The 6264-nt window shown below is 68.2% G+C and carries 7 protein-coding genes; 1 reads left to right on the top strand and 6 read right to left on the bottom strand.

The window, feature by feature from the left end; genetic code table 11:
* Nucleotides 1-203 precede the first annotated feature (203 nt).
* Nucleotides 204-1574, bottom strand: a complete 1371-nt coding sequence (locus KBY71_RS09195; protein WP_254928624.1) for an NAD(P)/FAD-dependent oxidoreductase — start codon at nucleotides 1572-1574, stop codon at nucleotides 204-206.
* 81 nt (nucleotides 1575-1655) lie between these two features.
* On the opposite strand from KBY71_RS09195, the gene KBY71_RS09190 reads away from it, so the two are divergent.
* Nucleotides 1656-1910, top strand: a complete 255-nt coding sequence (locus KBY71_RS09190; RefSeq protein ID WP_254928623.1) for a Nif11-like leader peptide family natural product precursor — start codon at nucleotides 1656-1658, stop codon at nucleotides 1908-1910.
* Between the two features lie 4 nt (nucleotides 1911-1914).
* Here KBY71_RS09190 and KBY71_RS09185 read toward each other — a convergent pair whose 3' ends face one another.
* Genes KBY71_RS09185 through KBY71_RS09165 form a run of 5 tightly spaced genes read right to left on the bottom strand, consistent with a single transcriptional unit; the run spans nucleotide 1915 to nucleotide 6240 of the window.
* Nucleotides 1915-3183: an MFS transporter gene (locus KBY71_RS09185; RefSeq protein ID WP_254928622.1), complete on the bottom strand. Its 1269-nt coding sequence runs from the start codon at nucleotides 3181-3183 to the stop codon at nucleotides 1915-1917.
* A complete protein-coding gene (locus KBY71_RS09180; RefSeq protein ID WP_254928621.1) occupies nucleotides 3180-3881 on the bottom strand; it encodes a phosphoribosylanthranilate isomerase in 702 nt (233 codons plus the stop codon). The genes KBY71_RS09185 and KBY71_RS09180 overlap by 4 nt, the downstream gene beginning before the upstream one ends.
* Nucleotides 3882-4598 carry an ABC transporter ATP-binding protein gene (locus KBY71_RS09175; protein ID WP_254928620.1) on the bottom strand — a complete coding sequence of 239 codons (717 nt, stop codon included), beginning with the start codon at nucleotides 4596-4598 and terminating at the stop codon, nucleotides 3882-3884.
* On the bottom strand, nucleotides 4595-5359 hold the full coding sequence (locus KBY71_RS09170) for an ABC transporter ATP-binding protein (protein ID WP_254928619.1): 765 nt from the start codon (nucleotides 5357-5359) through the stop codon (nucleotides 4595-4597). The genes KBY71_RS09175 and KBY71_RS09170 overlap by 4 nt, the downstream gene beginning before the upstream one ends.
* The gene (locus tag KBY71_RS09165) at nucleotides 5356-6240 is read right to left on the bottom strand and encodes a branched-chain amino acid ABC transporter permease (protein ID WP_254928618.1); all 885 of its coding nucleotides are present in this window, start codon (nucleotides 6238-6240) and stop codon (nucleotides 5356-5358) included. Before KBY71_RS09165 ends, KBY71_RS09170 begins: the two co-directional genes overlap by 4 nt.
* Nucleotides 6241-6264 lie beyond the last annotated feature (24 nt).

The raw sequence follows: 6264 nt of genomic DNA, 5'->3' as shown, positions 1-6264 counted from the left end.
GTTGGGGAAGCGGGAACCGTCACCAGGAACCTACAAATACCTCCTCACCTTAAGGAGCCAGGCCATGGTTGCTTCTGCCATGGCGTCCCTCACCAAGGAGGGCTAACTCGACATCATCCCAGCCACGCCTCCTGCCCTGATGGCGAACGTCAAAGGCTGGTTGAACAGTCGCCAAACCATCAACGGATTGGTGGCAGAAGGCTTCAGGAGGCGCTGATCGGACGTTCCAGGCCCACATCCACATTCAAGTGCTGGTTCGGACGACCGGTGATCAGCAGGGAAGCCCGTTGGCGGGTGGCGATGGCCCACAGCCACTTGGTGAGCAGGCTGAGGCGATTTTCATTGGCGGGCATGAACATCAGGTGAGCCAGGCCCCAGAGGATCCAACCCGGCAGGCCGGTCACCTTCAGACCGCGGAGATCGGCCACCGCGTGAAGCCGGCCCAGCACCGCCATGGTGCCGAAATCGCTGAACTGGAAGGCCTTCTGCTGGCGGCCCTGGAGCTTGGCCACGATGTCGGCGGCCACCCAGCCCCCCATCTGCACGGCAGGCCCAGCCATGCCCGGTAGGGGTTTGCCATCGCTGGTGTGGCTGTAGGAGCAGAGATCCCCGATCACACGGATCTCGCCATGGCCCGGTATCGAAAAGTCGGGCTCCACCACCACTCGGCCGCCCCGGTCCACCGTGCAACCGCTGGCGTCCGCCAGCACCTGGCCCAGATGGGAGGCCCGCACGCCGGCGGTCCAGCAGATCGTGGCGGCCTCGAGGCTGCGCGCACCACCACCGGTGTTCACCAGCACCTTGCCCTCCTCAATCGTCTGCACCCGTCCGCCGAGCAGCAGTTCCACCCCCACCGATTCCAGGTAGGTGCCGGCGGCGGCGGAGAGGCTGGGGTCCATGGCCCGCAGCACCCGATCGCCGGGGTCAATGAGGGTGACCTTGCACTGTTTCGGATCGAGTTGCTTGAAGTCGCGCGCCAGGGCATGGGCCATGAGTTCCATGAGCGACCCGGAGAGTTCGCAGCCCGAGGGCCCGCCCCCCACCACCACCACCGACTGCAGAACGGCCCGGCGCGCGGGATCTGGCGTCTGCTCGGCCTCCTCCAGCGCCACCAGCACCCGCCGGCGGATCTCATCGGCGTGCTCGAGGACCTTCATCGGTGGCGCCGCCTCACGCCACTCGTCATGGCCGAAGTAACTGCTGCCGGAGCCGGCGGCCAGGATCAGGTGGTCGTAGGCGAACTGGCGGTCGTTGAACACGATCTGCTTCTCCTGGGCATCGATCTCGGTGACCTCGCCCAGCAGCACCTGCACGTTGGGGGCCTGGCCCACCATCTGGCGCAGGGGGGAGGCAACGTCGGCCTCCGCTACAAGCCCGGTGGCCACTTGATAGAGCAGCGGCTGGAATAGGTTGAAGTTGCGCTTGTCGATCAGGGTCACCCGCACGGGCTGGTTGATCAGGGCGTGGCAGGCCTGCAGGCCGGCGAAGCCACCGCCCACGATCACCACATGGGGCAGTTGTTTGAGGCGCTTGTCTGGGGGGTCGAGCTCCAGGAAGAAGCGTTCGCGGGCCATCGTTCCCAGATCAGTCGCTTCAAGGTATCGACCCCGGGCCGGTTTGGCCTGCTAAAGGTGGGCGTGGTTGTTGTCCCTGTCATGTCTGTTGCGTCGATTCAGGCCTTTGTGGCCCGTGTGGCCGGTGACGCCGCCCTGCGCGACAAGCTGCACGCCGCCGCTGGGGTTGATGACATCGTCGCCATTGCGGCCGAGCACGGCCACGACCTCGACAAGACCGTGCTGCTGCGGGAGCACGCCAAGGTGCTGAGCACCGCCAAGGATCACGAGCTCGCCGGGATCAACAGCTGGGGCGATGCACTGATGCATTGCTTCGGCGCCAGCGAGAACGACTGACCCTTCAGTTCAGCTTGAAGCCGCGCAACCGCGGCCACAGCGCCCCCACGCCGGCCAATAGGCCCAAGGCCAGGCACGCCTGAACCAGCTGGTAGCCGCTGCCGAAGCGGTGGCTGCCGGCCAGCCCATGGATCGTGTAGCCGGCTGCGGCCAGGCTGAGCGACTGGAGGCCTTTGGTGAGGTTGGAGATGGCGTTGACCCGACCCTGCATGTCCCGGTCGCTGCCGGCCTGCAGCAGCGCGTTGTCGACCGAGATGGCCAAGGTGCTGAAGGCGCCGGCCAGGAAGGCGGAGAGGGAAGCCCAGTGCACCACATTCGATGCGCTGAGGAGCAGCACGGACACTCCCAGCCCGGCGCTGGAGGCGGCCAGCAGTAGTCCGGCACGCCAGCGATCCACCAGCTCCATGCCCAGGAGCGAGCCCACGAAGCTGCCCAGCCCCACGGCCGACATCAGGGCTGCATAGAAACCGTGGCCCGTCTCTCCGCTGAGGTGGCGTTGGACGAAGACGGGTAGCAGTCCCTGGAATGGCATGCCGAGCACCATCACCAGGCTGAGCACCAGCAGCAGGGTGCGCAGCTGGGCGCGTTCGCGCACGTAGCGCAGGCCCGCCCGCAGGCTGGTGCGAAAGGACTCCTTCGGTGCCGATCTGCCGGTGCTGCGCGGCAGCCAGGGAATGGCGATCAGCAGCGGCACGAAGCTGAACACATCGAAGGCGAAGGCCACCTCCTCATGGCTGCGGGCGGTGGGGCCCAGGCTCAGCAGCACACCGCCGAGCGCCGGGCCGAAGATGTTGGTGGCGCTGGTGGTGAGGCTGTACAGCTGCTGGGCCAGGGTCACCTCCTCCGGTTCAACCAGATCGGTCACCAGGGCTGTGCGCGCGGGTGTGTCGAAGGCCGCCAGCACCCCGTTGGCGCCGTTCACCAGGGCCAGCAGCCACAGCGGCACCAGCCCGCGCAGGGAGGCGATCAGGACCAACAGCGCCATCAGCAGCAAACCCGATTGGGTGAGGCCGAACAGGCGGCGCCGGTCGATCCGGTCGCTCACCGTGCCGCCCACCAGCTGCAGGAGCATCTGGGGTAGCCCGTAGGCCAGGGCGAGGCTGGCGATACCGGCGGCCCCGTGCTGTTTGACGGTGAGCCAGTTGATCGCCAGCACGAAGGCGCTGGTGCCGAGGTTGGACACCAGGTTGGCGAGCCAGAAGGCCCGGAACCCGGGGCGATGCAGCAGCCCCGCCATGGTGGCTTTGGCCGGGTTGGGCAGGGGACTGGTCATGGCGTCAGTGGCAGCTGCCCCAAGCTGCGGCAGATCCGCACGAAGGCCTCGGCCCGCTGCGGATCTTTGGCGCCGGTGGCATCCTCGATGCCCGAGTTCACATCCACGGCGGCGGGGCCCACCGTCTCCAGCGCGGCCCGTAGGTTCTCTGGCCGCAGGCCGCCCGCCAGGATCACCGGCTTGCCGATCCGCTCCACGATGCGGCGGCTGACGCTCCAGTCGTGGGGCAAGCCGGTGCCGCCGATGCGATCGGCCGTGCGGGAATCCAGCAGCAGGGCATCCACCAGGGGCTCGGCTGCGATGGCCGCGGCCATGGACTGGTTGGCGGCGTCGCCATCGCCCACATGGATCGCCTGGATCAGTTTCACGCCAGGTTGGGCGGTGCGGATGGCCTGCAGCTCCTGGGGCGTGATCCCATCCTGCAGCTGCAGGGTGGTGGCGCCCACCTGCCGGATCAGCTCGAGGATCGGTGTTGCCTGCTGCAGATGGGTCACCATCACGCTGCCCACGAACGGCGGCAGGAGGGCCACCAGCTGAGCCGCTGCTGCGGGCGTCAGCTCGTCTTCGGTGCGGTGGCGCACGCCGACGATGAAGCCCAGCGCATCGGCGCCGGCGCTTAGGGCCACAGCCAGATCGCTGCGGCTGCGGATGCCGCAGAGTTTCACCCGCAGGGGAGCCGTCTGGGGACTCACCTGCACCTAGCCACCCAGGTAGGCCGCCCGCAGGCTCGGATCCGCCAGCAGTTGGGCTGCCGGCCCCTGCAAGGTCAGCTGGCCGGCTTCGAGCACGTAGCCCCGATCGGCGATGGCCAGGGCCGCCTGGGCGTTCTGCTCCACCAGCAGGATCGTGAGGCCATCGCGGTGCAGCTGGGCCAGGGCCGCCATCACCTCACCCACCAGCTTCGGGGCCAGCCCCAGGCTGGGCTCATCCAGCATCAGCAGGGTGGGCCGGGCCATCAGGGAGCGGGCGATGGCCAGCATCTGCTGCTCGCCGCCCGAGAGGGATCCGGCCAGTTGCTGGCGTCGTTCCGCCAGCCTTGGGAACAGGGCGTAGCAGTGGTCCAGGTCGGCGGTGATGTTGGCCCGGTCGCGACGCAGCCAGGCGCCGAGGGCCAGGTTGTCGGCCACCGACTGGCGGCTGAGCACGCGGCGGCCTTCGGGACAGTGGCTGATCCCCAGTTTCACGGTGCGTTCGGTGCGGAGGCGGAGGATCGAGCCGCCGTGCCAGAGGATCTCCCCTTCGGAGGCTGGAATCAGCCTGGAAATGGCCCGCAGGGTGGTGCTTTTGCCGGCGCCATTGGCTCCCAGCAGGGTCACCAGCTCGCCGGTCTGCACCGTCAGATCGATGCCATGCAGGGCGGTGATGCTGCCGTAGCGCACCACCAGATGGCGCAGTTCGAGCAGGGGAGCGCTCATGGGGTCCCCCCGAGATAGGCCTCGATCACCGCCGGGTCGCGCCGCACCTGGTCCGGGTTGCCGAGGGCGATGCGTTGGCCGAAGTTCAGCACCGCCAGGCGGTCGCACAGGCCCAGCATCAAAGGCACATGGTGCTCAATGATCAGCACCGTCAGGGCGAACTCGTCGCGGACGCGCCGGATCAGGTTTTTGAGGTCGTCCTTTTCGCTGGGGTTCATGCCAGCGGCCGGCTCATCGAGCAGCAGCAGCTGGGGACGGCTGGCCAGGGCCCGGGCCATCTCCAGGCGGCGGCGGTCGCCATAGGAGAGGTTGGCGGCGTTCTGGTGGGCGGCGCTTTCCAGGCCAAACAGGCTGAGCAGCTCGAGGGCCTGCTGTCGGAGCTGGCTCTCCCGGCGGCGAAAGGTGGGCATCTGGAGCAGGGCGGCCAGGGGGGGCTGGCGGCCGTGCTGATGCATGCCCACCAGCACGTTCTCGAGGCAACTCAGCGAGTTGAACAGGCGCAGGTTCTGGAAGGTGCGGGCGATGCCGAGGCGGGCAATGCGGTGGCTGCTGAGGCCATCGATGGCGGCGCCGCGCCAGCGCACCGAGCCGCTGCTGGCGGCGGTGAGTCCCGACACCACGTTGAACAGGGTGGTCTTGCCCGCCCCATTGGGGCCAAGCAGGCCGAAGATCTCCCCCTCCTGCACGGCCAGATCAATGGCCTGGAGGGCTTGGAGCCCGCCGAAGCGCACCCCCACATCCTGAACCTGGAGCAGGCTCATGGCCGTCCCCCCTGCGGGCTGGGCGCGGCGGAGCGCCCCATCCGGCGCCTCAGCGTCTGGAACAGCTCCGGGGTGATCAGGCCCTGGGGAAAGAACAGGGGGCCCACCAGGATCACAGCCCCGAACACGATCAGACGCAGGTCTCCCACCGGGCGGAGCAGTTCGGGCAGGGCTGTCAGCAGCAGGCCCCCGAACACCGGCCCCAGCCAGGTGCGCGACCCCCCGAACACCACGAAGGCCAGGGTGGTGATGCTGGCATCGAAGTTGCCCAGCTTGGCGTTCCAGGAGTTGAGAAAGTGGGCCGCCACCACCCCGGTCACGCCAGCCACCAGGGCACTCAGCACAAAGGCCATCAGCTTGGTGTCAGCGGTGTTGATGCCCTGGCTGGCGGCGGCCAGTTCGTCATCCCGAATGGCCGCCATCGCGCGGCCGGGTCGGGTTTTTTCGAGGCGATCACAGAGCCAGCACACCACGGCCAGCACAACGAAGGTGAGGGCGGCATAGCCCTCCGGGCCTGAAAAGGGCTGGGGGATGCCGAAGATGCCCAGGGCTCCGCCGGTGAACTCCAGGTTGAGGGTGACCACCCGCAGGATCTCCACCAGGGCGATGGTGGCAATCGCCAGGTAGATCCCCCTCAGCCGCAGCACCACCCGACCCAGGCCCAGGGCCAACACCCCCGTGAGCAGGGCCGCCAGGAGCATTTCCAGCATCACCGAGGTGAGGGGATAGGTGGCGTCGCTGATGCCCAGGGCCGGCACCCGGGTGGAGAGCAGGGCGGCCACGGTGCCACCGATGGCGTAGAACCCCGGCGTGGCCAGTGACAGCTGGCCGCAGCGCAGGGGGAGGTACACCGAAAGCCCCAGCAGGGAGCCGAGCAGCATCTGGACCAGGAGACCCGTTTCCAT

Source organism: Cyanobium sp. T1B-Tous (genome assembly GCF_024345475.1).
Lineage (GTDB): Bacteria > Cyanobacteriota > Cyanobacteriia > PCC-6307 > Cyanobiaceae > Cyanobium_A.
This window is presented reverse-complemented; position numbering and strand designations above follow the sequence as displayed.

What these genes read in the sequence shown, in the direction of transcription:
- KBY71_RS09195 (WP_254928624.1), bottom strand. Translation starts at nt 1,574, where the DNA reads ATGGCCCGCGAACGCTTCTTCCTGGAGCTCGACCCCCCAGACAAGCGC.
- KBY71_RS09190 (WP_254928623.1), top strand. Translation starts at nt 1,656, where the DNA reads ATGTCTGTTGCGTCGATTCAGGCCTTTGTGGCCCGTGTGGCCGGTGAC.
- KBY71_RS09185 (WP_254928622.1), bottom strand. Translation starts at nt 3,183, where the DNA reads ATGACCAGTCCCCTGCCCAACCCGGCCAAAGCCACCATGGCGGGGCTG.
- KBY71_RS09175 (WP_254928620.1), bottom strand. Translation starts at nt 4,598, where the DNA reads ATGAGCGCTCCCCTGCTCGAACTGCGCCATCTGGTGGTGCGCTACGGC.
- KBY71_RS09170 (WP_254928619.1), bottom strand. Translation starts at nt 5,359, where the DNA reads ATGAGCCTGCTCCAGGTTCAGGATGTGGGGGTGCGCTTCGGCGGGCTC.
- KBY71_RS09165 (WP_254928618.1), bottom strand. Translation starts at nt 6,240, where the DNA reads ATGCTGCTCGGCTCCCTGCTGGGGCTTTCGGTGTACCTCCCCCTGCGC.